The organism is Caballeronia sp. NK8 (genome assembly GCF_018408855.1).
GTDB lineage: Bacteria > Pseudomonadota > Gammaproteobacteria > Burkholderiales > Burkholderiaceae > Caballeronia.
In genome coordinates this window covers 1,660,974-1,684,880 of record NZ_AP024325.1, presented here as the reverse complement: position 1 = coordinate 1,684,880, position 23,907 = coordinate 1,660,974, and the positions used below count along the sequence as shown (strand labels likewise).

General features: G+C 63.8%; 17 protein-coding genes. 13 read left to right on the top strand and 4 right to left on the bottom strand.

The features are described 5' to 3' along the window. Positions 1-173: 173 nt before the first annotated feature. Positions 174-2,159 carry a phage integrase family protein gene (locus tag NK8_RS32830; RefSeq protein ID WP_213232467.1) on the bottom strand — a complete coding sequence of 662 codons (1,986 nt, stop codon included), beginning with the start codon at positions 2,157-2,159 and terminating at the stop codon, positions 174-176. Positions 2,160-2,367: 208 nt separating this feature from the next. On the opposite strand from NK8_RS32830, the gene NK8_RS32825 reads away from it, so the two are divergent. The 13 genes from NK8_RS32825 to NK8_RS32765 all read left to right on the top strand — a co-directional run bounded on the left by NK8_RS32825 (position 2,368) and on the right by NK8_RS32765 (position 19,879). After that, a complete protein-coding gene (locus NK8_RS32825) occupies positions 2,368-3,711 on the top strand; it encodes an Nramp family divalent metal transporter (protein ID WP_162070388.1) in 1,344 nt (447 codons plus the stop codon). Positions 3,712-3,754: 43 nt separating this feature from the next. Then, positions 3,755-4,918, top strand: coding sequence for a dienelactone hydrolase family protein (locus NK8_RS32820; RefSeq protein ID WP_213232466.1), 1,164 nt, complete (start codon positions 3,755-3,757; stop codon positions 4,916-4,918). Between the two features lie 171 nt (positions 4,919-5,089). Next, entirely contained in the window at positions 5,090-8,512 is a 3,423-nt protein-coding gene (locus tag NK8_RS32815; protein ID WP_213232464.1) for an autotransporter outer membrane beta-barrel domain-containing protein, read from the top strand. Between the two features lie 47 nt (positions 8,513-8,559). Further along, complete coding sequence (locus NK8_RS32810) at positions 8,560-10,890, top strand: cytochrome P450/oxidoreductase (RefSeq protein ID WP_213232462.1); 2,331 nt, start codon at positions 8,560-8,562, stop codon at positions 10,888-10,890. A 902-nt stretch (positions 10,891-11,792) separates the two neighbouring features. Further along, a complete protein-coding gene (locus NK8_RS32805; RefSeq protein ID WP_213232460.1) occupies positions 11,793-12,974 on the top strand; it encodes an acetyl-CoA C-acetyltransferase in 1,182 nt (393 codons plus the stop codon). A gap of 131 nt (positions 12,975-13,105) precedes the next feature. After that, positions 13,106-13,849 carry an acetoacetyl-CoA reductase gene (gene phbB / locus NK8_RS32800; protein ID WP_162070393.1) on the top strand — a complete coding sequence of 248 codons (744 nt, stop codon included), beginning with the start codon at positions 13,106-13,108 and terminating at the stop codon, positions 13,847-13,849. Between the two features lie 160 nt (positions 13,850-14,009). Further along, positions 14,010-14,228, top strand: a complete 219-nt coding sequence (locus NK8_RS32795) for a hypothetical protein (RefSeq protein WP_162070394.1) — start codon at positions 14,010-14,012, stop codon at positions 14,226-14,228. A gap of 118 nt (positions 14,229-14,346) precedes the next feature. Then, entirely contained in the window at positions 14,347-14,655 is a 309-nt protein-coding gene (locus NK8_RS32790) for a hypothetical protein (RefSeq protein WP_225936462.1), read from the top strand. 89 nt (positions 14,656-14,744) lie between these two features. Beyond that, positions 14,745-15,182, top strand: a complete 438-nt coding sequence (locus NK8_RS32785) for a MarR family winged helix-turn-helix transcriptional regulator (RefSeq protein WP_213232456.1) — start codon at positions 14,745-14,747, stop codon at positions 15,180-15,182. 58 nt (positions 15,183-15,240) lie between these two features. Then, complete coding sequence (locus NK8_RS32780) at positions 15,241-16,710, top strand: efflux transporter outer membrane subunit (RefSeq protein WP_213232454.1); 1,470 nt, start codon at positions 15,241-15,243, stop codon at positions 16,708-16,710. Between the two features lie 27 nt (positions 16,711-16,737). Beyond that, positions 16,738-17,949 carry an HlyD family efflux transporter periplasmic adaptor subunit gene (locus NK8_RS32775; RefSeq protein ID WP_213232452.1) on the top strand — a complete coding sequence of 404 codons (1,212 nt, stop codon included), beginning with the start codon at positions 16,738-16,740 and terminating at the stop codon, positions 17,947-17,949. Between the two features lie 60 nt (positions 17,950-18,009). Beyond that, a complete protein-coding gene (locus NK8_RS32770) occupies positions 18,010-19,563 on the top strand; it encodes a DHA2 family efflux MFS transporter permease subunit (RefSeq protein ID WP_213232450.1) in 1,554 nt (517 codons plus the stop codon). 115 nt (positions 19,564-19,678) lie between these two features. Further along, positions 19,679-19,879, top strand: a complete 201-nt coding sequence (locus NK8_RS32765; protein WP_213232448.1) for a copper chaperone — start codon at positions 19,679-19,681, stop codon at positions 19,877-19,879. A gap of 266 nt (positions 19,880-20,145) precedes the next feature. Here NK8_RS32765 and NK8_RS32760 read toward each other — a convergent pair whose 3' ends face one another. The 3 genes from NK8_RS32760 to NK8_RS32750 all read right to left on the bottom strand — a co-directional run bounded on the left by NK8_RS32760 (position 20,146) and on the right by NK8_RS32750 (position 23,902). Then, positions 20,146-21,171, bottom strand: a complete 1,026-nt coding sequence (locus tag NK8_RS32760) for an IS110 family transposase (RefSeq protein WP_213232446.1) — start codon at positions 21,169-21,171, stop codon at positions 20,146-20,148. Positions 21,172-21,290: 119 nt separating this feature from the next. Further along, complete coding sequence (locus NK8_RS32755; RefSeq protein ID WP_213232444.1) at positions 21,291-22,829, bottom strand: efflux transporter outer membrane subunit; 1,539 nt, start codon at positions 22,827-22,829, stop codon at positions 21,291-21,293. Then, positions 22,826-23,902 carry an HlyD family secretion protein gene (locus tag NK8_RS32750; protein WP_213232442.1) on the bottom strand — a complete coding sequence of 359 codons (1,077 nt, stop codon included), beginning with the start codon at positions 23,900-23,902 and terminating at the stop codon, positions 22,826-22,828. Before NK8_RS32750 ends, NK8_RS32755 begins: the two co-directional genes overlap by 4 nt. Between the last annotated feature and the right edge of the window lie 5 nt (positions 23,903-23,907).

Below are 23,907 nucleotides of genomic sequence, written 5' to 3'. Positions count from 1 at the left end.
GGAGTTCGCAGTCACTGGCGGGCCTGGGTAAGCAAATAATTCTTCGGTTTGTGGAAAACAAGCTGCAAACCGAAGAATAAACGGCGAACCGGTAAACCTCAAGTAAACTCTGAAGTACTTGAGCGACCCCAGCGGGCATTTTTACAACGTCGGGCGCTTGTGTAAACGCGAATTCAGGACGGCTCTGCCGTTTTCGCGGACATCGAGGCGCTGCGAATCAGCTTTTCAACGCCCAGAAAGCGGCCAATGTCCTCGTTTTTGAGATACACGGCGGTGGTCGAAACGTCGGCATGACCAAGTCCGATACTGACCTCGCGCAGTGTCGCGCCGTGTCCGAGCGCGTGCGCGGAGTGGGTATGGCGGAGCCAGTGCGTGCTCGCTCGTTTCAACTCCCGGCCCGTACCGGGCTCCCGCGCTTCCATGAACACTGCCGCATTTGCGAAGATGCCCTTGAAGATCTTTCCGACACCGTCCGGCGTTAGCGCTCGCCCGCCTCGTGCCTGAGCCAGAATCGGCGTGCCTTCCGGGCAGTCCAGGGGCGCGCAAAGGCCGCGCAATGCGAGATTTTCCCCAAGGGCTTCGACGACGGCCGCCGGCAGGAGCACCGAGCGAGAGGCACCGCGACCCTCGTCGATCGCCAGACGCCAGACGGGGCCAATCACGCCCGACAACCTCCCGACGCTCAGTGCGTCTGTCGTCGCGGCCGCCAGCTCCGCGCGACGCAGGCCGGTGGCGTACGCGAGAAGCAGCGCCAGTCTGTCGCGATGCTCGGAAAACGAATAATCGGAACGTTCGACCGAAAGCAGCACGTTTCTCCACTGCTCCAGGTCGAGCGATCGCGTCGCCGACTCGAACACAGGCGGTGTCGCGACCCGCGCGAAGCCCGCAAACGGGTTGTCGGCCAGATAGTTCTCACCGACGAGCCATTCGCACAGCGCGCTCAGGATTGAGCGGGCCGTTTCCCGGCTGCGGTCCGAAAGTGGACCAGCGAAGGGACGCCAGGTGGCGAGACATCGTTCGCTCCGATGAGTCGCGATCCATCGAGCCGCCGGCCGAGGGTTCGGCAGAAACGCACCGATATATTCCGCGCATTCCCCCGGATCGAGCGACGATAATGGCTTGTCTTTCTCGACGAGCGCCCACAGGAGCAAGCGTTCCGCCTCACGTCGATACGCGCGGCGCGTGTGCTCACTGCTCGATCGAGCGTCGAGCCAAGCGGAAATCGCACGGACATCCGTATCGAAACGCGCTCCCGCGCCGGTCCGATTCGACCCTTTTGACCCGTCCAGCCGCGCCGGAACCCGCAATACCTCCAGCGGGGCGATCACGAACACGTCGCTCCCATCGGTTTCGGAACGCGGCGGGGGCGACATTTCGCCGGTGCGCCATTGCCGTCGCGGCACGAGCGCGTGCGGCGAAAACGTGTGCCGCAGCGCCTGAGCGTGAAGTTGCAGCCAGTCGACCACACGTTGCGCGCCCTTCGGACCGAGTCGCGGCACAGCGGCGTACCAGCGATGCCGACGGCGTTCGATCAATTCGATGACATCCGCGATCGTCGCCAGGCTCGCCGATGTGAGCCGCATCGTGATTGCCGGTTCGAACCAGCCATCGATGGGATGCTCCGGACTCGGATCCTGCGCGAGCGACGCTTCCATGCGCGCAAGCGCATCCGCCTGCCGGCGCCGCAGCCTTACATTGCGCGCGGCACGCCGATCGAGGGCAGGGGAGGTGACTGGCGGATAGGCCTCTTGATATAGCGCCAGCAGTTCCGATTCGCTGTAGACGCCGTCCGGATCGACGTTTTCGCGGAATTCGTCGAGTGTGGGCGCGGCCGTGGCCGGAGGCGGCTCGAACAGCGGAATGCTGCCAGGACGAAGCCGCAACAGATGCGCGGCCTCGGTGTCGCGGGCGCGCCGGGCAAGGACCGAAAGCGTGTCACGCAGTGCGTCGATCAGTCGTCGCGTGGCGCGGACATCGGTCCCGGCATCGCCGTACGATGCGTGCAACTGCGCTTCAGACACGCCGTCCAGATAGCCGCGATACAGCGCGAAATGCTGGCGCGTGAGGCGGCTTGGAGCGCGCAGACGCGCGCTATCCGCGACGGAGTTCGTCGCGCCGTCTGCCAAACGGTCTGCGGAAGCTGTGGCGTCGGGCCTCATTTATCCTTTCTTTTCAACCATTTGGGGCAAGGTTATCAACCAGCTTCGAATTTGACAACAAAAATCGCTACATCTGATAAGTCGAATTATCAGCATTGAGCGTGACTTTCGACGCGCGTTCTCACACCTGCGCGCGCTTGAATGTTCATCCGCCCCGGCGCATATTTTCAGCACGCCCACTGCCCGTATCCGCAGGAGAAACGTGCCTATGCTTGATCCTGTACGCCCCGCGTCGAAACCGCCCGAGCAGGATGACGCGTTCCGCCCGAGCTTACCGGAGGTGTACGCGTCGGTGCATGTGCCGACGGGCGGTCGATGGATTCGCCGCTTCCTCGCCTTCGCCGGACCCGGCTACATGATTTCCGTCGGCTATATGGACCCGGGCAACTGGGCGACCGACATCGCCGGCGGCTCGCGCTTCGGCTACACGTTGCTCACCGTCATCCTGCTGTCGAATCTGATGGCGATCCTGCTTCAGGCGCTTGCGGTCCGTTTGGGCATCGCGACCGGCCGCGATCTCGCGCAGGCGTGCCGCGATCATTATTCGAAGCCGGTGAATTTCGCGCTGTGGCTCGCGTGCGAGGCGGCGATCGTCGCGTGCGATCTGGCCGAGGTGATCGGCACGGCCATCGCGCTGCAATTGCTGTTCGGCATCCCGTTGATTGCGGGCGCGCTCCTGACCGCGCTCGACGCCTTCCTTTTGCTGCTGCTGATCAACAAGGGCTTTCGCTTGCTGGAGGCGTTCGTCATCGCGCTGCTGGTCGTGATTGCGAGCTGCTTCGCGTTGCAGATCGCCGCCGCGGCGCCGCCGCTCGCCGATGTGTTGCGCGGCTTCATCCCGTCGCCGCGCATCGTCGCGGATCGCGAAATGCTGTACGTGGCCATCGGCATCCTTGGCGCGACGGTCATGCCGCACAACCTGTATCTGCATTCGTCGATCGTGCAGACGCGCGCGTACGGCAAATCGGTGCGAGCGCGTCGCGCCGCGATCCGCTGGGCGACCATCGACAGCACGATCGCGTTGACGCTCGCGCTTTTCATCAACGCGGCGATTCTGATCGTCGCCGCTGCCGTGTTTCATGCGAGCGGTCACGACGAAGTCGCGGAGATCGGCGACGCCTTCCATCTGTTATCGCCGCTTCTGGGCCTGGGCATCGCATCGACGCTCTTCGCCGTTGCGTTGCTCGCGTCCGGCCTGAACTCGACCGTCACCGCGACCCTCGCCGGCCAGATCGTGATGGAAGGCTTTCTGCGACTGCGCATTCCGAACTGGGCACGGCGGCTCATCACGCGCGCGATCGCCATCGTGCCGGTGATTGTCGTGACCGCGATCTACGGCGAGAAGGGCACGGGTCAGTTGCTCGTGCTGAGCCAGGTGATTCTGTCGATGCAACTGCCGTTCGCCGTCATTCCGCTGGTGCGCTTCGTGTCGGACCGTCGCAAAATGGGCGTCTTCGCCGTCTCGCGCTGGACGAGCGGGCTGGCGTGGCTCGTCGCGGCGGTGATCGTCGTGCTGAACGTCAAGCTGCTCGCCGACACGCTGCTGTCGTGAGCGCGCGGTGGCCGCGAACACTACATATAAGGAGACGCACGCAATGAGCGGCAGGTTCATCGACATCACGCTTCGCGACGGCACGGCCATTCCCGCTTACGTGACCCAGCCCGCGAAGGGCTCGGGCCCAGGCATCGTGCTGTTGCACGACGACGCGGGCCTCGATGACTTCATCACGCACACGGCTGATCTTTACGCCGAAGAAGGTTACGTCGTGCTTGCGCCGCGCCTTCCCGACTACGATCCGAAGCCCGGCGGCATCGCGGCGGAAAATTTCGCGGCGCTCGTCGATGCGCTGCGCGCGTTGCCGCAGCATGCGGGCAAGGTCGGCGTGGTCGGTTTCGGGCGCGGCGGACGGCTCGCGACGCGCATCGCCGCGCAGGCCGACGTCGATTGCGCCGCCTGCTATTACGCTGACGATTTCGCCGCCTGCCGCGCCGATATCCCCACGATCCGCTGCCCGATGGTGTTCCACTTCCCCGAACACGGCGCGCCCGAACAGCGCGAAATCGAGGCCGCGTTCGCGGGCAAGCCGCACATCGAGCGATATGCATATCCGGGCACATCGAGCGGCTTCATCATTCCGGGCAGCGAGCACTACGACAAACCCGCGGCGCTGATGGCGTACTCGCGCACGCTCGCGATATTGCGCAAAGTGCTCGGCCCGCTCTTCGACCTCAATCTGCTGTGGGAGCAGCACTGCTATTTCGAGTTCGGCACGCGCGACGTCGACGCCGTCATGCCGACGATGATCGCCGAGCCCTACGTGAATCACGTGCCAACGATGACGGGCGGCGTCGGTCACGATCAGTTGAAGCGCTTCTATCGATATCACTTCGTCCATTCGAACCCGGCCGATACGAAGTTGATTCCGGTGTCACGCACGATCGGCTCGGACCGCGTGGTTGATGAGTTCGTGTTTTGTGCGACGCACGACCGCGAAATCGACTGGCTGCTGCCCGGCCTCGCACCGACGGGAAAATACTTCGAAGTCCCGATGCTCGCTGTGATCCGCTTTCGCGGCGACAAGCTCTATAACGAGCACATCTATTGGGATCAGGCCTCGGTGCTGGTGCAGATCGGCGTGCTCGATCCCGAAGGGCTGCCGGTCGCGGGCCGTCAGACCGCGCGCAAGCTGATCGATGAAACGCTGCCGAGCAACACGTTGATGCCCAACTGGGCGTCGAGCGAAGGCAAGCCGATCTGAACGATCCGAGAGACGGCGCGGCGCACAATTCAACGTCCTTTGCATAAGCGCAATGGGTGCACTACTCTGAGCGAATTGCTGCCTGCCGGCAGCACTATGCAGACGCGTGCATCGTGGAACGATGCGCCGCACTGCTGAGCAAATCGAAACCGTCCGCAGGCCGAAGATCTCATGCGCCGCTCGTCCCTTCAGGTACGATCGACGCCGCTCGCTCATGCCATCTCGATTGCGTTCGGCGTCTCCATTCTCGTTCGCGCGGTCCCCGCGCTCAGCGCGTGCGACAACACCGCGCCGCAGTCCGGCAAGAGCGCAACCTGCGATACCAGTCAGCCCAATCCATCTACCGTTCCGGTAATTGCCGTTGCGGGCAGCGTCAATGTGACGATCAACGTGCTGCCGGGCGCCGAACTCGATATCACCAACCGCAACGGACTTTTTGTCCGCAATACGAGCACGGCGACGAACGCCGGTATCTTGCGCGTGAACGGCGATTCTTTCGACGGCATGACATCGCAAGGCGCGACGGGACAAAACGTGCTCGTGAACCGTGGCGCCATCTTCACGACCGGCGTGAGTTCCGAAGCGATGTTCAACAGCGCGGCCGCCGTCACGATGCGCAACGCAGCCGGCGGCACGCTCACGACGAGCGGCGCGAACGCCACGGGAATGGGCGATTACGGCAGCCCGGGCGGCGGCACGCTGATCAACGACGGCGCGATCGTCACGAGCGGCTCGGGATCGCCCGGCATGGGCGCGAACACGAGCCGCGACACGCTCATCAACAACGGTTCGATCACGACGACGGGCGCATCGGCGAGCGGCATGACAGTGAGCGGCACGCCTGGCCAGAACGTCGTGACGAACAACGGCACGATCGACGTATCGGGCAACAACGCGCAGGGCATCGCCTCGCAGGATGCCTCGCCGGGACTGGTTACGAACACCGGATCAATACTCGTGCGCGGCGCAGGAGGAAACGGTGTGCGGCTCGCGAATCAGGCGTCGGTCGTCAATGCGGCGGGCGCTAGCATCGTGAGCCAGCGCGCGAGCGGCATCGTCGCGAACGGGGGCGGCACGCTGGAGAACGCGGGCACGATTCAAGGCGCGACCGGCGTGACCATCGCCGGCGGCGCCGAGACCATCAACAACACCGGCGCGATTCGCGGCACGAGCGCGGAGGCGATCGTCGCGAGCGGCAAGATCAACGTGTCGGTCACGAACACCGGCACGATCGCGGGAGGCGCGGGCGTCGCGGTTCGCACCGACACCGGCGCCGACACGTTCAACATGAACGGCGGCGTCGTCACGGGACAGATTCGCCAGGGCGACGGCGTCGACGCTTTCACGATGACCGCGGGCCAGGTCGATTCGCTCGATCAGGGCGACGCGCGCGACACGTTCACGATGTCGGGCGGGCGCATCGTCGGCGTGTTCGCGAATGGCGATGTCGCGCGCATCACCGACGGGCGCATCGGCAATGTCGATCTGAACGTGGGCGCGAACATCTTCGAGATGTCGGGCGGGCAGATCGACACGAACGTGACCGCCGCGCAGAACGACGACACGTTCACGCTCTCGGGCGGCACGATCGGCGGACGCGTCGATCTCGGCAGCGGCAACAACGCGCTGACGATCACGGGCGGGTCGATCGGGCAGGGCGTTACCACCACGACCGGCACCGACACGCTGACCTGGAGCGGCGGCACGATCGCGGGGCCGGTCTCGCTCGGCGCAGGCGACGACTCCGCCGTGATCCGCAATCTGAACGACATCACGCTTGCCGCGACGACGCGCTTCGACGGCGGCCCGGGCGTCGATGCGCTGACATTCGACAACGTGCAGACGAGCGGCCTCGCGCGTTATGCCAATTGGGAGACGGTGAATGCGACGAACAACACGCAGCTCACGTTCGACGCGAACGGCCTCACGCTCGGCGACGTCGCGACCGGCACCGGCGCACTGAATCTCGATGCGACGAGCACGATTCTGGCGGGCGGCATCGGCAACACATCGATACAGCCGGCGATCGCCGGGCAACTCGTCGCGCTCAACAACGCGGGCACGATCGATCTGACGAACGGCGGCCCGAGCACGAGCGACGCGTTCGTCGTGAACGGCAACTACACGGGCAACGACGGACGGCTGCTCGTGCAGAGCGCGCTCGGCGCGGATGGTGCGCCGAGCGACAGGCTTGTGATCGCCCAGGGCGCGGGCGCGGGAACGACGTCGATCGGCGTGACGAACATCGGCGGCACGGGCGGACTGACGGTGAACGACGGGATTCTGGTCGTGCAGGCGACGAACGGCGCGACGACGTCGCCGGGCGCTTTCACGCTCGCGCATTCCATGAACGCGGGCGCTTACACGTACTATCTGTTCAAGGGCGGCGTGAGCGAGGGAACAGCGGACAACTGGTATCTGCGCTCGAGCGTGCCGCCCGCTCCCCCTGTTGCAGTGGCTCCGCCCCCGCCAACAACGCCAACAACGCCAACAACGCCAACAACGCCAACAACGCCAACAACGCCGACAACGCCGACAACGCCGACAACGCCGACAACGCCCGCGGACCCCACGCCGACTGCCGCCGCAGGAACACCGCCGCTTCCAGCCCCACCGCCGCCCGGCTCAGCGCCGATCCCGCTGTATCGTATGGAAGTGCCGGTCTACGCCGAGTTGCCGCCGATCGCGCGCGAGCTGACGATCCAGCAAATCGGCACGTTCCACGAGCGTCAGGGCGAGCAGGCGTTGCTGACGGAAAACGGCGCGCTGCCCGCGGCGTGGGCGCGCGTCTGGGGCGGCCACGCGACGCAGCACAACAGCGGCGCGGCCGATCCCGAGTTCAGCGGCGGCATCGGCGGCGTGCAGATCGGCCACGATATCTACGCCGATACGACATCGAGCGGGCATCGCAACCACTACGGATTCTTCTTCAGCTTCGCGCGCGCGAGCGGTGATATCGACGGGTTCGCGCTCGGCTTTCCCAACTCCGACGCCGGCCATCTGTCGATCAACGCGTATAGCGCCGGACTCTATTGGACGCACATCGGCCCGAGCGGCTGGTATACCGACGCGGTGCTGCTCGGCAGCTCGCTCACCGCCGATCCGCAATCGAACCGCGGCGTCGGCGCGACGACGCATGGCAGCGCATTCGCCGCATCGATCGAAGCGGGCTTGCCGATCCCGCTGCCCGCGGGCCTCGCGATCGAACCGCAGGCGCAACTCATCTGGCAGCACGCCAGTCTCCACGATATCGACGATGGCATCTCGACCGTGTCCTTCGATGAAGCGAGCGGTTTCGTCGGCCGGCTCGGCGTGCGCTTCTACGGTCACGTCGATGCGGCCGGCACGACCTTCGAGCCGTATCTGCGCGCGAACCTGTGGCGCTATTTCGGCGCGACCGATACCGCGACCTTCGCGGGCACGACCGTCATCCCGACGAGCGTGTCCGCGACGACCGCGCAATTCGGTGCGGGCGTCGTCGCGAAGGTCAGCGCGCGCGGCAGTCTGTCCGCAAACGTCTCGTACTCGACCAATGTCGGGGGCTCGCACCGCAGCGCGATCGAAGGCGGTCTGGGCGTGCGCTGGAAGTGGTGAGCCGTTGCATACTATGGTCACGCTAAAAGAACAATCAGGAGACGAGCATGACCGATGTGGCCGGCCAAGACCGCGCGCCCCGCTGCCCTTTTCATGACGATGCCCGCGCGCCGAACGGCTGCCCCGTGAGCGCGCCCGCGGCGGAGTTCGATCCATTCGGCGACGGCTACAGCCAGGACCCGCCCGAGTACGTGCGCTGGGCCCGTGAACAGGAGCCGGTTTTCTGGAGCCCGACGCTCGGCTATTGGGTCGTCACGCGTTACGACGACATCAAGGCGATCTTCCGCGACAACCTCACGTTCAGCCCGTCGATCGCGCTGGAGAAGATCACGCCGACCGGGCCCGAAGCGAACGCCGTGCTCGCGTCGTACGGCTTCGCGCTGAACCGCACGCTCGTGAACGAGGACGAGCCCGCGCACATGCCGCGCCGTCGCGCGCTGATGGACCCGTTCACGTCGGAAGCGCTCGCGCATCACGAACCGATGGTGCGCGCGCTCGCACGCGAATATGTCGATCGCTTCATCGACGATGGCCGCGCCGATCTCGTCGATCAGATGCTGTGGGAAGTGCCGCTCACCGTCGCGCTGCATTTTCTCGGCGTGCCCGAGGAAGACATGGATACGCTGCGCCTCTACTCGATCGCGCACACGGTCAACACGTGGGGACGGCCGAGGCCGGAAGAGCAGGTCGAGGTCGCGCACGCGGTCGGCAAGTTCTGGCAATACGCGGGCAAGGTGCTCGACAAGATGCGCGAAGACCCGTCCGGTCCGGGCTGGATGCAGTACGGCATCCGCAAGCAGAAGGCACTGCCCGAAGTCGTGACGGATTCATACCTGCATTCGATGATGATGGCCGGCATCGTCGCTGCGCACGAGACCACGGCGAACGCCACCGCGAACGCGCTCAAGCTGCTGCTGCAACATCGCGACGCGTGGCGCGACATCTGCGAAGACCCGAGCCTCATTCCGAACGCAGTCGAGGAGTGCCTGCGTCACAACGGCTCCGTCGCGGCGTGGCGCCGGCTCGCGACGAAAGACGTGACGATCGGCGGAATCGACATTGCTGCGGGCTCGAAGCTTCTGATCGTCACGTCGTCGGCGAATCACGATCAGCATCAGTTCGCCGATGCCGATCTCTTCGACATCCGTCGCGAAAACGCCAGCGATCAGCTGACTTTCGGCTACGGCGCGCATCAGTGCATGGGCAAGAACCTCGCGCGCATGGAGATGCAAGTCTTTCTCGACGAACTCACGCGCCGCCTGCCGCACATGCGGCTCGCCGAGCAGCGCTTCACTTATGTGCCGAACACGTCGTTTCGCGGGCCAGAGCATCTCCTGGTGGAATGGGACCCGGCGATGAACCCGGAGCGCGCCGATCCGTCCGTGCGCGAGGCGCGCGCGGTGGTGCGGATCGGTGAGCCGTCGTCGCATGCGGTGAGCCGCGCGGTGATCGTCGATTCGGTCGATGCGTGCGCGGATCGTATCGTGCGCGTGCGGCTGGTATCGGCGGACGGGCGCGATCTGCCGCGCTGGACGGCGGGTTCGCATATCGACGTAGTCTGTGGCGAGACAGGCCTCTCGCGTCAGTATTCGCTGTGCGGCGACCCCGCTGACCGGCGCGCGTTCGAGATCGCCGTGCTGCGCGAAACGCAGAGCCGCGGCGGCTCGGCGTGGGTGCACGACAACGTGAAGCCCGGCGCCCACTGGCGCATTCGCGGCCCGCGCAATCACTTCCGCCTGGACGAAACCGCGAATCGGCTCGTGCTGATCGCGGGCGGCATCGGCATCACGCCGATCAGCGCGATGGCGCGGCGCGCGCGTTCGCTCGGCATCGACTACGAACTGCACTACAGCGGCCGCTCGCGCGCGTCGATGGCCTTGCTCGACGAGATGCGCGCGCTGCACGGCGAACGTCTTTTCGCGTATGTCTCCGAAGAAGGCACGCGCAACGATTTCGCAGCGCTCGCCGTGGGCGAGGGCACGCTGATCTACGCGTGCGGCCCGGCGCGCATGCTCGACGCGCTCGGCGTGGCGAGCGCGTCGTGGCCGGAGGACGCGCTGAAGATCGAGCATTTCGAATCGAAACTCGGCACGCTCGACGCGGAAAACGAGCAGGCGTTCGAAGTCGAGTTGAAGGATTCCGGCCTCGTGCTGACCGTCCCGGCCGATCAGACGCTCCTCGCGACGCTCAGACGCGCGAACGTCGACGTGCAGAGCGACTGCGAGGAAGGACTGTGCGGATCATGTGAAGTGCGCGTGCTCGCCGGGGATATCGATCACCGCGATGTGGTGCTGACCAAAAGCGAGCGCCAGTCGAACAACCGGATGATGGCGTGCTGTTCGCGCGCAAAAGGCAAAAGGATCGTTTTAGCGCTTTGAAAATTCAGCGACGCGTCGAGCGGATTTTCGTTGACGGATGACATTATGTCGCGGCATTGCGCAAGCGATTAACTGCATATGGCTTCATCACGCCGTCATATATCAGCGTTAAGACGGTCCAAAATTCTTTTGCGTAAAGACGGATTGGTTATACGCAGTAGTTAATTCGCATATAAAGAACGGGGCGATATCCCGCTCGGCGTCCACGACAGAAAGCCCACGACAACAACTTGGCTACGTTTGTATTACGTATTTACCCGCGATTGGCGAAGTGATCATACAACTTGCGCAATTTTCGTCATCATATAGGATGATTAATGAACGCACGTTCGAGCATTGCTGCAATATTCAGCACGAACGAAGCGGGACTTTTTACGCGATCTAGGGTTTATACCTACTAATATGAAATTTTTTACGCATGTTTTGCGTTTAGAATTGTTACTAATTTGGTGCGACGCACAAGCGCGCACGACCGAATAACTTCCAATATGCTCTGCTGCCCGCCGGCGCGAATCTTCGCGCAGCGGAATTGCGCATTCGCGATTCACGGCAGCAAGGCGAAAGAGAAGGCCGGTGCTTAACCTGAGAGATTTATCCAAGGCCCATATAAATGGACCACGCAATTGGCCGCACGTTTGCCGCGTCCCGTTCGGGATTTTTTCTGCGGAACGAACTTCGTCTCACGGGCGAGGTCATCCGCAGTCGGCGCGACGCCTTTTGAAGTCGCTCGCTCATGCATCGGTCGGTCGGACATCGCTCCGCACGCGGCGCTGCGCATCAATCCGCCCGAGTTCGAGTCGAACTCACCCAGTCCATTCGTAATGGATGCGTTTTCGCGTCGCGAGCATTGCATCGCGAACGAAGATTCCGTTCACGCTTTCGCTGTTTGACGAGGATAGAAAATGACTGACGTAGTGATCGTATCGGCCGCGCGTACGGCGGTAGGCAAGTTCGGCGGTTCGCTCGCGAAGATCGCGGCGCCGGAACTGGGCGCAACGGTGATCAGGGCCGTGCTGGAGCGCGCCGGCGTGAAGCCGGACCAGGTGAGCGAAGTGATTCTGGGTCAGGTGCTCGCAGCGGGCTCGGGCCAGAACCCGGCGCGCCAGTCGCTGATCAAGGCCGGCTTGCCCGACATGGTCCCCGGCATGACGATCAACAAGGTCTGCGGCTCGGGCCTCAAGGCGGTGATGCTCGCGGCGAACGCGATCATCGCGGGCGATGCGGAAATCGTGGTCGCCGGCGGTCAGGAAAACATGAGCGCCGCGCCGCACGTGCTGCCGGGCTCGCGCGACGGTTTCCGCATGGGCGACGCGAAGCTGATCGACACAATGATCGTCGATGGCCTGTGGGACGTTTATAACAACTACCACATGGGCACGACGGCGGAAAACGTCGCGAAGGAATTCGGCATCACGCGCGAGCAGCAGGACGCGTTCGCGGCGCTGTCGCAGAACAAGGCCGAGGCCGCACAGAAGTCGGGCCGCTTCAACGACGAAATCGTGCCGGTCTCGATTCCGCAACGCAAGGGCGAGCCGCTGCAGTTCAACACCGACGAGTTCGTGCGTCACGGCGTGACTGCCGAAGCGCTCGCGGGGCTGAAGCCGGCATTTTCGAAGGAAGGCACGGTGACGGCGGCGAACGCATCGGGCCTCAACGATGGCGCGGCGGCGGTGGTCGTGATGTCGGCGAAGAAGGCTGAGGCGCTGGGTCTCACGCCGCTCGCGCGCATCAAGGCGTACGCGAACGCGGGCGTCGATCCGAAGATCATGGGCATGGGTCCGGTGCCGGCATCGAAGCGCTGTCTGGAGCGCGCGGGCTGGTCGGTGAACGATCTCGATCTAATGGAAATCAACGAGGCGTTCGCGGCGCAGGCGCTCGCGGTACACAAGCAGATGGGCTGGGATCAGTCGAAGATCAACGTGAACGGCGGCGCGATTGCGATCGGTCACCCGATCGGCGCATCGGGTTGCCGGATTCTCGTCACGCTGCTGCACGAAATGCAGAAGCGCGACGCGAAGAAGGGTCTGGCGTCGCTGTGCATCGGCGGCGGCATGGGTGTCGCGCTGGCGGTGGAACGTCCGTAACGAAAGCAATACACCGGCGCGCACCAACGCGGGCCCGACGCGATATCAAATCACTATAAGCGTCGAGCCGACAGCGCAGCGCCGGTGGCATTCCGAGCATCATTAACCTGAGAGAATTGAGGAGTATCAGCATGACTAAGCGAATCGCACTGGTGACCGGCGGCATGGGCGGACTCGGCGAGGCAGTCGCCATCAAGCTGCACGACGCAGGCTACGCGGTCGTCGTGACGCATTCGCCGGGCAACGCGAAGGCCGGCGAATGGCTCGCGAGCATGGATCGCCAGGGCCGCAACTTCCGCGCGTACCCGGTCGACGTCGCCGATTACGATTCTGCCCAGCACTGCGTCGCGAAGATCCAGGCCGAAGTCGGCCCGATCGATATCCTCGTGAACAACGCCGGCATCACGCAGGACACGACCTTCAAGAAGATGACCAAGGTGAACTGGGACGCGGTGCTGCGCACCAATCTCGATTCGGTCTTCAACATGACCAAGCCGGTTTGCGAAGAGATGGTGTCGCGCGGCTGGGGTCGCATCATCAACATTTCGTCGGTGAATGGATCGAAAGGGCAGATCGGTCAGACGAACTATTCGGCGGCGAAGGCGGGCATGCACGGCTTCACGAAGTCGCTCGCGCTCGAAGTTGCGAAGAAGGGCGTGACCGTGAACACGATCTCGCCGGGCTATCTCGCGACCAAGATGGTGACCGCGATTCCGCAGGAGATTCTCGATACGAAGATTCTTCCGCAGATTCCGGCGGGACGTCTCGGCAAGCCCGAGGAAGTCGCGGCGCTCGTCGCGTTCCTGTGCTCGGACGATGCGGGTTTCGTCACCGGTTCGAACATCGCGATCAACGGCGGCCAGCACATGAGCTGATGCTGCGTGCGCCGTCTGGCGTTCGCATCGATAAAAACGTCGTTCGCGCGTCGCACGTTCGTCACGCGCCCGCGCGACGATATTCACGCGCGAGACATCACGTTCTCGCGCGTCGATTCAATCTTCATCCGTAACCTTCGCTTTTTCGACGGACCGTGCCATGAACAACCTCGGCGCAGGCACACATCCCTATAGCGTCGGTCATCTCGACTCGGCGATCGAACACCTCGAGCAGGTACTCAGCCTCGAAGGTGCGAATTCGCTCTTCTCCAAGACATACTGGCGCGGACGCGTCGTGCAGGCGCTTGCGACGCCGGGACTCGCGCCCTGTCAGCATTCCCGCTTGCAGCACTTGCTGGAGCGCATCGCGCAGGCTTGAGCGGGAACGACAAACTGCCGTCTTTCTTCTGATCCGTGAAGAAATTCGCGGGCGCTTGTACCATTCGGGCCGTATCTCAAATTCACGGTCCGCGAATATGTTTTCTTCCCTCAGATCAATGCTCTCGACGCCACGCGCGTTCGGGACGATCGCACTTACCTGTCTGCTCGCCGCATGCGGTACGACCAACGGCGTCACGGCCGGCGCGAAGCCCGACACGTACACGGTTACCGGCAAGGCGACCGGCACGCGCATGTCGTGGGTGACCGCGCGCAATGCCGCAATGGACGCAGCCACCGATTACTGCAAGCAGCGCTCGCAGCGCGTGGTGGTTCGCTCGGAGGCGACTAGCGGCATTCGTTCACTCGAAGAGCAGACCGCCACCGTTTCGTTCAGTTGCGTGGCGGAAAGTGCTGCGCGGGGGTGATCGTCTGGCACCAAAAAATAGACATTGACAAATTCTGACTTTGCAGTAAATTTACGTTCCATGGAAGTTCGCAGCACCGGAGAACCAACATGGATCACTACACCCCCGAAAGCTTTTCCCTGACCAAGAGCGTCGGCTTCGCCGTCAACAAGGCGCGCAACCTCCTCGTCGGCGAGCTTGACGCAGCCTTGAAGGACCTCGGCATCACCACCCAGCAGACGGGCATTCTCATGTCCATGCGCGGCGGCGTGACGCAAACGCCGTTCGAATTGTCGAAACTGCTCGGCATCGATACCGGCCTCATGACGCGCATGCTCGACAAGCTCGAAACCAGGGGCTTGCTGCAACGCACGCGCAGTCTCGAAGACCGCCGCGTCGTCAATCTCACGCTGACGCGCGAAGGCGAAAAGGTTGCCGACGAGTTGCCGCATATCGTCCCGGTGGTGCTGAACAGGCGTCTCAGGAAGTTCACCAAGAGCGAGTTTCAGGAACTGCGCCGCCTGCTCGACAAATTCCTCGAAGACTGAGCGCGTGACGCATATTGCCCACGCGTTTTTTTCGTCCATTTATCTGACAGGTCAGAAAATGAAACAGCAACCAAGTCGTCATCCGTTGATCTCGCGGGCCGCGAAAACCGGCGTCACGCTGATGTTCGCCGCGGTGCTCTCCGCGTGCGCGAATTACGCCGGCATCCATAGCGACAAGGAAATGGCCCAGCCGCAGGCGTTCGCCACGCAGCAGAGCCTCCCCGCCGACGAAGGCCGCTGGCCCGCGCCCGATTGGGCCGGCCAGTTCGGCGACGCGCAACTGCGCGCGCTGCTCGACGAAGCACTTACCGGCAGCCCGACGCTCGAGCAGGCGCGCGCTCGCATCGCGGCGGCGTCGGCGTATAGCGAAACCGCGCGGGCGAACACGATGCCGCAGGTCGGCGCGTCATATTCGTACACGCGTCAACGCTTTTCCGAGAATGCGCTCGTGCCGCCGCCGTACGCCGGATCGTGGCAATCCGAGAACAAGGGACTGCTCTCGGCTTCGTATGAACTCGACCTGTGGGGCAAGAACCGCGCGGCGCTCGACGCCGCCGTTTCGCAGGTACAGGCGAGCACGGCAGATGCACAAGCCGTGCGGCTTGCGCTCGATGCGTCCATCGCGCGGACGTACAACCAGCTCGCGCGTCTTTATGCGCTGCGCGATATCGCGCAGAACGAGGTCGGCGAACGCGAACGGATCCTGCGCATCACGGCGGGCCGGATCGGCAGCGGGCTCGACACCGAAGTCGAACGCAAGACCGCCGAGGCCGATCTTGCGTCAAGCCGCGCGACGCTCGGCGCGCTGGACGGCCGTATCGTCGCGACCCGCTATCAGCTTGCGGCGCTGCTCGGCAAGGGCCCGGATCGCGGTCTGTCGATTGCGCGTCCGCAACTCGGCATCGGCGATGAGGTGCGCCTGCCCGCCAATCTTCCGGCCGATCTCGTGAGCCGCCGCCCGGACATCGTCGCGGCGCGCTGGCGCGTCGACGCGATGACGCACGACATCAAGGAAGCGAAGGCGGAGTTCTATCCCGACATCAACCTGAGCGCGTCGCTCGGGCTGGACGCGTTCGGCTTCGGGCGGCTCCTGACGGCGGCGAGCCGCACGATGTCGGCGGGCCCGGCGATCCATCTGCCGATCTTCGACGGCGGTGCGTTGCGCGCCCAGTTGAAAGGCCGCTATGCCGATTTCGATTACGCCGTCGCGACCTACAACCAGACGCTCGTCACTGCACTCAGCGACGTCGCCACGCAACTTTCGCAGATCCGTTCGACCGACGCGCAACTCGTCGATGCGAACGTCGCGCAGGACGCCGCCCACAGCGCGCAACAGCTTGCGCTCACGCAATACCGCGCGGGTCTCGCGAATCAGCTCACCGTGCTGAACGCCGAGACCAACGCACTCGCGGCCGAACGCGCCGTCGCGAATCTGAAGATGGACCGGCGCGATCAGCAAATCGCGCTCGCGGCCGCGCTGGGCGGCGGCTATGTCGACACATCCGCCGACGCGCTGGCCGCACGCTGATCGACCTTATTGAACCGGAGCACCAACATGAGCGACACCCTCACCACCGAACGCAGCATCACCGATCAACCCCAGCCCGCCGCCGATCTCAAACCGCGCAAGACGCGCAGGCTGCTGCTCTCACTGCTCGCGGCGGCGATCGTGGCGGCGGGCGCGGGCTGGGGCGGCTACTACTACACGACGGGCCGCTATTTCGAATCGACCGACGATGCCTACGTCAGCGGCAATCTCGTGCAACTGACGCCGGAAGTGAGCGGCACCGTGATCGCCGTGAACGCCGACGACACGCAGATCGTGCATCAGGGCGCGCCGCTCGTCACACTCGATGCCGCCGACGCGCAAGTCGCGCTCGCCAACGCCGAAGCGAATCTCGCGCAGACGGTCCGGCAAGTGAGCAGCCTGTACGTCAACAATGCCTACTACGCGGCCACCGTCGCGCAACGTCAATCCGATCTGACGCGCGCGCAATCCGACCTGAAACGCCGCCTGACGATCGCCGAATCGGGCGCGGTGTCCGGCGAAGACATTGCTCACGCGCGCGATGCCGTGAGCGCCGCGCAGGCCGCACTCGACGCGGTGCGTCAGCAATCCGAAGCGAATCACGCACTCACGGACCGCACGTCGATCGAACGGCATCCGAACGTGCAGGCCGCCGCGACCAAGGTGCGCGATGCGTGGCTCGATCACGCGCGCAACACGCTGCCCGCGCCGGTGACCGGCTATGTCGCGCGCCGCTCCGTGCAGGTCGGCGAGCGCGTCGCGCCCGGCAAGCCGCTCATGGCGATCGTGCCGCTCGACGGCGTCTGGGTCGATGCCAACTTCAAGGAAGTGCAACTCGCGCACATGCGGATCGGGCAGCCGGTCACGCTGAGCGCCGACGCGTACGGCTCGAAGGTGAAGTATCACGGTCACGTCGAAGGCTTCTCGGCGGGCACGGGCGCGGCCTTCGCGGTGCTGCCCGCGCAGAACGCGACAGGCAACTGGATCAAGGTCGTGCAACGCCTGCCGGTGCGTATCCGGCTCGATCAGCGCGAACTGGACGCGCATCCATTGCGTATCGGCCTTTCGATGGCGGTGGAAGTGGCAACGCGCGATGAATCCGGCACGCAACTGGGCGCGGCATCGACCACGTCATATCGAACCGATGTCTTCAGCCGCTACGGCGAAGAGGCGAACGCGGAGATTGAACGGATCATCGCGGAGAACGCGATGCCGCAGAGTTCACACGCGGCCCGCTGACACGCCAATTTTTTCGATCAAATAGCTGACAAGTCAGTCATAGACACTTCAGGTGATGCAATGAACCCGACGACTCAACCCGCGCCGCTGCAAGGCGGCAAACTGGTTCTGGCGACGCTCGCCGTCGCGCTCGCGACCTTCATGAACGTGCTCGATTCATCGATTGCCAATGTGGCGATTCCGACCATCGCGGGCAATCTCGGCGTTTCCGTCGATGAAGGCACGTGGGTCATCACGCTCTTCGCCGCCGCCAACGCGATCTCGATTCCGCTGACCGGGTGGCTCACGCAGCGCGTCGGGCAAATCAAGCTGTTCGTGTGGGCGATATTGTTGTTCGTCGTGTCGTCGTGGCTGTGCGGCATCGCGCCGAATCTGCCGACGCTGCTGGCCGCGCGGATTCTGCAGGGCGCGGTGGCCGGTCCGCTGATTCCGCTGTCGCAGGCCATCCTGCTCGGTTCGTATCCGAAAGAGAAAAGCTCGACCGCGCTCGCTCTCTGGGCGATGACCGCGACTGTCGGCCCCATCGCCGGACCCGCGCTCGGCGGCTGGATCACCGACAGTTATTCGTGGTCGTGGATCTTCTACATCAACATTCCGGTCGGGCTGTTCGCGGCGGGCGTGACGTGGGCGATCTATCGCGAACGCGAAACGCCGGTGAAACGCGTGCCGATCGACAAGATCGGGCTGCTCTCGCTGATCGCCTGGGTAGCGTCATTGCAGATCATGCTCGACAAGGGCAAGGATCTCGACTGGTTCGACTCGCCCGTGATCGTCGCGCTGGGCGTTTTCGCGCTCATCAGCTTCGCGTTCTTTCTGATCTGGGAGCTGACGGAGAAGAACCCGGTCATCGACATCAAACTCTTCGCGGGGCGCAATTTTCTGGGCGGGACGGTGGCGATTTCCGTCGCCTATGCGGTGTTCTTTTCGAACCTCGTGCTGCTGCCTCAATGGATGCAGGGCTATCTCGGCTACCGTTCCGTCGATGCCGGTCTCGCCACCGCGCCGCTCGGCATTTTCGCCGTGATCCTCGCGCCCGTGATGGGCAAGCTGATGCCGCGCTCCGACGCCCGCGTGCTCGCCACGCTCGCGTTCTTCGGCTTTGCGGCCGTGTTCTTCATGCGCTCTCACTACACGACCGGTGTGGATACGTACACGCTCGTCGTGCCGACGCTGCTGCAAGGCATTCCGACCGCGCTGTTCTTCGTGCCGCTCACGGCGATCATTCTGTCCGGCCTGCCGCCCGCGAAGATTCCCGCAGCGGCGGGGCTCTCGAACTTCGTGCGCGTGTTCGCGGGCGCGGTAGGCACCTCGCTCGCGACGACGGGCTGGAATGACCGGACCATCCTGCATCACGCGCAGCTCGCCGAGCAGGCGAGCGTGCATAACCCCGCGTTCGTCGGCGCGATCGATTCGATGCAGAGCGCGCTCGGCGGCAGTCCGTCGCAGGCGCTGGCGTTCTTCGAGCGTTCGCTGACGACGCAAGCCGCGATGCTCGGCCTCAACGACATCTTCTGGTTGTCGGCGGTGATCTTCATCGCGATCGTGCCGCTGATCTGGTTGACGAAACCTGGAAAGGGCGCGGGTGCCGGCGCGGCGGGTGCGGGTGGGCATTAGAAAGTGATCCTGAATTTGTACGCGCGACGCAAGACTGTTGGTCAGCGACGGGTGTGCAAATCTTCGATGAATGCGCCTAGATTGAAATCGTTAGTTCACTACTGGAGCCATGCAAATGAAATTCTCGGTCAAGCAGCACATCCATTCCGGCGATATCGCAACGCTCGAACACGCGATGCGTACCGTCGACGCAGATGCGAAAGTGCACGTCGACATCGATACGAAGACGGTCAGCGTCGATTCGTGGCTGATGCCTGAAGAATTCATCGTCGCGTTCGTCGATGAAGAGTACGACGTGCGGATAGTCGAGGGGTAGCTAAGAGGCGTCCCAATGAAAATGTATGGTCAGCCTGGTCTTTGCAACCTCAACTGTGACCTACGATAAAAGGGCTTGCGCAAATGTATCCGGGCTCGAAATGGGCGCGGATCAGAGCGCCCGGCCCTCGATGAGAAGCCGCGCCCAGTTGTCCTCAAAAAAGCCTCAGTCTGCAAGACTGGATTTCATGTCAGGTTTTCAACTGGGCAGTGAGCCGTTTATCTTCATCACAGGTCAGTGGTCGCAAAAGCAGGCAGGAAAGTTGTTCAAGCGATAGCCGGTTGCGCCCGGTACTCGCCACCCTTGGCCAGAATCGCCCAAACGATTCTGGCCATTTTGTTGGCCAGTGCGCAGGCAACCACGTTGCTGTGACGGCGTCGCAGCAGAGCTTGTAGCCAGCGCCCGAGCGCATCTGTTCTCCGCTCGGCGTAACGCATCACCGCACGCGCTCCTTGCACCAGCAGGCTGCGCAACTGCTTGTTGCCGCGCTTGGATATCCCTAGAAGAGTCGCTCGGCCTCCGGTCGAATGCTGGCGAGGAACCAGACCGAGGGATGCGGCGAAGTCACGGCCACATTTGGACGCGCGCGCGTCGCCAGCCATTGCCAGCAAGCTGCTGGCGGTGATCGGGCCGATTCCCGGAATCGTGAGCAGGCGCTGGCCGGCTTCATCTTCCAACGTCTGCTGCTTGATTTGTGTCTCAAGCTCGACGATTTCCCGACTCAACTGCGCGTAGCGCTGATGCAAACGCAGCAACAAGGCCACCATCGTGGGCGGCAATGCGTGTCTGGGATCATCAAGAAGCACCGGCAGGCGCGTAATGGCCAGCGCACCAATTGGCAAGTCGATACCGAATTCGAGCAGGAAAGCGTGAATCTGATTGCTGGTTGCCGTGCGTTCGCCGACAAGCGATTCGCGCACCCGATGTAGCGCGAGCAGCGTCTGCTGTTCGGCTGTCTTGACTGTGACCAAACGCATGGCGGGGCGAGAGGCGGCTTCGCAGATTGCTTCGGCGTCGGCGAAGTCGGTCTTATTGCCTTTTACGAACGGCCTGACGAACTGCGGCGCAATCAAGCGGACCCGATGCCCATACAACTGACATTTACGCGCCAACCAATGCGCGCCAGCACAAGCTTCCATCGCCAACACGGCCACGGGACAGGTGGCCAAATACGCATAGAGCTGCTTGCGGGTCATCTTCTTGCGCCAAACCTGCGCGCCGCGTGCGTCCTGCGCATGTACGAAGAAACAGTGCTTGCCCAGGTCGATGCCGATAAGCGTAGCGTTCGCCATGATGGCCTCCCAGAAAAGGAAATGGCCCGATTAGCGTAAGCCGATCGGGCCATTTCGGTCAGGCTGACCATCTCATTAAGGCCGGAGCCCACGTGCTCCGGCCTTTTGCCATCCGCGGTTCAACGCCCCGCGTACCTGCCATCATAAGTCGTCTCCCACCCACCCCCAAGCGACTTGCACAACGTGATGAGATTCTCCGCGGCCTTGGCCTTGCTCTGTTCGAGATTGCTCTGCGCCTCCAGCAACTGCTTCTGCACGTTGAGCACATCGAGATAATCGAGGGCGCCGGCCTTGTATCGCTGTTGCGCGACGGCGAGCGCGCGCTGATTGAGGCTCACCGCCGAGGCGAGCCGCTCGCGCCGTCGCTGTTCGGCGTCGTAGACGAGCAGCGCGTCATCGACTTCGCGCCAGGCATCCAGCACAGTGCGCTTATACAGAATCGCCGCTTCCTGCTGCTGCGCCTCGCGCAACTGCAACGTTCCCTTGAGACGCCCGCCCTCGAAAATCGGAAACGTGATCGACGGCCCGACGACAAACTGCCCCGACGCCCAATCGGCCAGACTGGAAAGCTGCAAGCTCTGGAACCCCGCGCTACCGTTCAACGAAATACGCGGATAGAAATCGGCCTTCGCCATGCCGATCGATGCCGTCGCCGCGTGCAACGTCGCCTCGGCTTTCTTGATGTCGGGCCGACGCTGCGCGAGTTCCGACGGAAAGCCGATCGGCACCTGATCGGGCAACTTCGGCACTTCACGCGTTTCGCTGAGCATCTTGCGCAGCGCGCCCGGCTGTTCGCCGAGCAACACGCCGATCGCATTGATGGTGGTATCGCGATGCGATTCGAGCGTCGGAATCAGGCTTTCGATGGTTTCCATCTGCGCCGAAGCGTTGGCGACGTCCAGGTCCGTCGTGACGCCTTCGCGCACCCGAATTTTCGTGAGCCTCACGGCATCGCGCGCGATATCGAGATTCTGTCTCGTGATCTCCAGCAGCGACTGCGTATCGCGCAATTCAACGTAATTGCGCGCGAGCTCCGCGCGGGCCGAAAGCAGGATCGCGTTGCGGTCTTCATAGGACGCGTCGGTCAGCGCGCCCGCCGCTTCGACGCCGCGCCGCACGCGGCCCCAGATATCGATTTCCCAGGACGCATCGAAGCCGGCCTGATACAGGTTGTAGGCCGGCGAGCCCTTGGAGCCGGGCATGCCCGACACACCGAGCGGCGCGTCGCCGGACGCCGATTGCGGCTGACTCTGCGACGGCGTGACGCCCAGCAGCGACAGCACACCGTTCTCGCTGCCGCGTTCGCGATAGTACGACGCCGCGCCATCGAGCGTGGGAAGCTGGGCCGCGCCGGCCACGCGCTGTTCGGCGCGGCTTTGACGCAGCCGGGCGGAGGCCGCGGCCACGTCGAGATTGGCGTCGGCGAGACGCTTTTCGAGCGCGTTCAGCACGGGATCGTCGAACAGTGTCCACCAGTCCGAGTTGAAGTCCGCCTGCACCGCCTTGCTCGATGCCTGCGCCGTCTGGGTTCTTTCGAAGACCTCCGGCGTGGCGGACTTCGGAGGCTGAAAATCAGGCCCGACCGTGCATCCCGCCATCGCGAGGCTCGCGAGAACGGCGAGAGCGATTGCACGAAGAGAAGTATCGGTCGATTTCATTCTGTGTCGCCTCCTTTCGCGAGTGTTTCGCCGCGCCGGCCCACGGCCACTTCCGCTTCGACCGAAAGCCCCACGCTCAGCGCCGATGCCGCTTCCTGTCCGCGATCGATCGTGATCTTGACCGGCACGCGCTGCACGATCTTCGTGAAGTTGCCGGTCGCGTTGTCGGGCGCGATGGGTGCGAAGCTCACGCCGGTCGCAGGCGCGAGGCTATCGACATGGCCGTTGATGACGACGCCCGGAAAGCTGTCGACCTTGATGTGCACGCGCTCGCCGGGCCGCATCCGCGTGATCTGGTTTTCCTGAAAATTGGCGACGACATACGCATCCGACAGCGGCACGATGGCCAGCACCGGCGCGCCCGGCGTCACGAACGCGCCGACGCGCGCAGAGCGCCGGCCCACCTTGCCATCGACGGGCGCGCGAATCTCGGTGTACGACAGATTCAGTTTCGCCTGCTCCAGCGCCGCCTCGGCGCGCGCTCGCGCGCCCGCGGCCTTGTCGCGTTGGGTGCGCAGCACATCGAGGTTCTGTTCGGTCGTCGTCAATGCGGCGCGGTCGTGCTCCTGCTGCGCAATCTGTTGCGCCAGCGTGCTCGATGCGCGCTGCTGTTCCTGCGCCGTGCCCGCGCCCGTCTCCGAGAGATTCTGATAGCGCGACGCGTTCGCACGCGCGAAGCCGATCGCCGCTTGATCGGAACGCAGGGTCGCGCGCGCCTGCTCGACCAGCGAGGGGTGCCGCGCGATTTCGGCAGCGAAGTTCGCGACAGCCGCGCGCGCCGCGTCGACGTCGGCCTGCGCGCTCATCAGCGCGGCGCGATAGTCGCGGTCATCGATACGCACGAGCAGTTGCCCCGCCTTGACCGACTGATTGTCTTCGACCGGCACTTCCGAAATCTGGCCTGCAATGCGCGGTGCCACGAGCGTGAAATCAGCGTGGACGTAGGCGTCGTTGGTGGATTCGGTGGACGAACCGGACAGCAGTCTGACGCATACCCAGGCGATGACGGCGAGCGCGAGCACCGGCGCGGCGATGCGAATGAGTCTGGAGTGGGAGCGGATGAAGGATGACATGGCAA

Coding starts and splice junctions, on each gene's coding strand:
- NK8_RS32750 (WP_213232442.1), bottom strand. CDS start 23,902: ATGTCATCCTTCATCCGCTCCCACTCCAGACTCATTCGCATCGCCGCG.
- NK8_RS32780 (WP_213232454.1), top strand. CDS start 15,241: ATGAAACAGCAACCAAGTCGTCATCCGTTGATCTCGCGGGCCGCGAAA.
- phbB (WP_162070393.1), top strand. CDS start 13,106: ATGACTAAGCGAATCGCACTGGTGACCGGCGGCATGGGCGGACTCGGC.
- NK8_RS32830 (WP_213232467.1), bottom strand. CDS start 2,159: ATGAGGCCCGACGCCACAGCTTCCGCAGACCGTTTGGCAGACGGCGCG.
- NK8_RS32820 (WP_213232466.1), top strand. CDS start 3,755: ATGAGCGGCAGGTTCATCGACATCACGCTTCGCGACGGCACGGCCATT.
- NK8_RS32805 (WP_213232460.1), top strand. CDS start 11,793: ATGACTGACGTAGTGATCGTATCGGCCGCGCGTACGGCGGTAGGCAAG.
- NK8_RS32785 (WP_213232456.1), top strand. CDS start 14,745: ATGGATCACTACACCCCCGAAAGCTTTTCCCTGACCAAGAGCGTCGGC.
- NK8_RS32815 (WP_213232464.1), top strand. CDS start 5,090: ATGCGCCGCTCGTCCCTTCAGGTACGATCGACGCCGCTCGCTCATGCC.
- NK8_RS32790 (WP_225936462.1), top strand. CDS start 14,347: ATGCTCTCGACGCCACGCGCGTTCGGGACGATCGCACTTACCTGTCTG.
- NK8_RS32795 (WP_162070394.1), top strand. CDS start 14,010: ATGAACAACCTCGGCGCAGGCACACATCCCTATAGCGTCGGTCATCTC.
- NK8_RS32775 (WP_213232452.1), top strand. CDS start 16,738: ATGAGCGACACCCTCACCACCGAACGCAGCATCACCGATCAACCCCAG.
- NK8_RS32755 (WP_213232444.1), bottom strand. CDS start 22,829: ATGAAATCGACCGATACTTCTCTTCGTGCAATCGCTCTCGCCGTTCTC.
- NK8_RS32760 (WP_213232446.1), bottom strand. CDS start 21,171: ATGGCGAACGCTACGCTTATCGGCATCGACCTGGGCAAGCACTGTTTC.
- NK8_RS32810 (WP_213232462.1), top strand. CDS start 8,560: ATGACCGATGTGGCCGGCCAAGACCGCGCGCCCCGCTGCCCTTTTCAT.
- NK8_RS32765 (WP_213232448.1), top strand. CDS start 19,679: ATGAAATTCTCGGTCAAGCAGCACATCCATTCCGGCGATATCGCAACG.
- NK8_RS32825 (WP_162070388.1), top strand. CDS start 2,368: ATGCTTGATCCTGTACGCCCCGCGTCGAAACCGCCCGAGCAGGATGAC.
- NK8_RS32770 (WP_213232450.1), top strand. CDS start 18,010: ATGAACCCGACGACTCAACCCGCGCCGCTGCAAGGCGGCAAACTGGTT.